Raw genomic sequence first — 1,260 nt, 5'->3', positions numbered from 1 at the left:
ATGGCGCGTACACCGCTAAGGTCCCGGTGCTCACGTCCCCACTGCACAGCCATCTCCGCCGAGCGAAAGACACTCTCCCAAGAGGTGCGGAACACCTCGGCGGTCTCTTTCCAACTCAAACGCTTCGCCCAACCGGCCAGGAACCAACCCATGGCTTGTATCAGGGGCCGTTTGCCCAGCGCCCACGGCATTGATTCGACCCGCACCCCGCATTTGGGGCAATCAACCCGGCGCGGGGCATACACCAGATAGGTCTTGATACCCCACAGCGGAACAAACTCAAAACGCCTTTGCCCAAGACGGTCGTACCCAGCCCTTGGCATACCACAGACCGAGCATACCGCACGGCTGTTACGCCTCTCCACCACCTCGATCTCCAGATGGGGAGTTTCTTTGCTGCCGCCCCAGCGAACGCCAGCATAGACAAATGACTTGAATTTCTGCAGACTATCCTAGAGCTTGCTCAGAAAGTATAAGTAACTGATTCTATATTGGAATTACCTCTATTCTGATAAAATAGTGCACGTAAATAAGACAAATAACCCCAAAAACCGTGCACGATGATCCGCTACCAGAACCAGAAACAACGCTCCCTCGAAGGATTTGATACCCCGCCCGGCATGATTCTTGATCCGAGGAATCGCTGGGTAAGACTGAGTGATTGCATGCCGTGGGACGAATTGGCCGATAGCTACTACAAGACACTCTCCCGGACATTAGGGCGCCCATCCAAGGATGCGCGGATAGTGATCGGAGCAGTCATCATCAAACACAAGTTATCGGTTTCGGATGAGGAGACGGTAGAGCAGATCCGTGAGAACCCGTACCTGCAATATTTCATCGGTCTGAAAGGCTTTCAATCGAAAGCACCTTTTGCGCCCTCGTTATTGGTTGAAGTACGCAAGCGCATGGGGCAGACAGTGTTTGATGAATTCCATGCGGCCATCATTAAGGCCGTTGAGCAAAAAAAGGCAAAAAAGCCTGTAAAGGTTGACCAGGATAGTGATGGCGGTAGCCCTGGCAGGACGGCATCGAATCACAGCGAAGATGTGCAGCTGCCCCGGCCACTGCAAAGCAGTCTTCAACGTCAGACAAAACACCCCGCAATCAGGGGAAAATGATCATAGACGCCACAGTGGCCGAACAGGCGATTCGCTTTCCGACGGATCTTGGATTGCTGAATGAAGCACGCGAATTGAGCGAACACATCATCGATGTGCTGCATGAAAAAAGTCACCGGCCGCAGAAAAAGAAACCGCG

At 53.0% G+C, this 1,260-nt stretch carries 1 protein-coding gene and 1 pseudogene; one reads left to right on the top strand and one right to left on the bottom strand.

Going from position 1 to position 1,260, the window contains the following annotated elements:
* Window positions 1–365, bottom strand: a pseudogene (locus BLV85_RS14710) (ISL3 family transposase); the annotation flags it as partial.
* A 195-nt stretch (window positions 366–560) separates the two neighbouring features.
* On the opposite strand from BLV85_RS14710, the gene BLV85_RS14705 reads away from it, so the two are divergent.
* Window positions 561–1,121: a transposase gene (locus BLV85_RS14705; protein WP_245725249.1), complete on the top strand. Its 561-nt coding sequence runs from the start codon at window positions 561–563 to the stop codon at window positions 1,119–1,121.
* Window positions 1,122–1,260: the final 139 nt, after the last annotated feature.

It is taken from the genome of Nitrosomonas halophila (assembly GCF_900107165.1).
In the GTDB taxonomy this organism is placed as follows: Bacteria; Pseudomonadota; Gammaproteobacteria; order Burkholderiales; family Nitrosomonadaceae; genus Nitrosomonas; species Nitrosomonas halophila.
The sequence above is the reverse complement of the archived record's forward strand: the minus strand, read 5'-3'. Positions and strand labels throughout refer to the sequence as shown.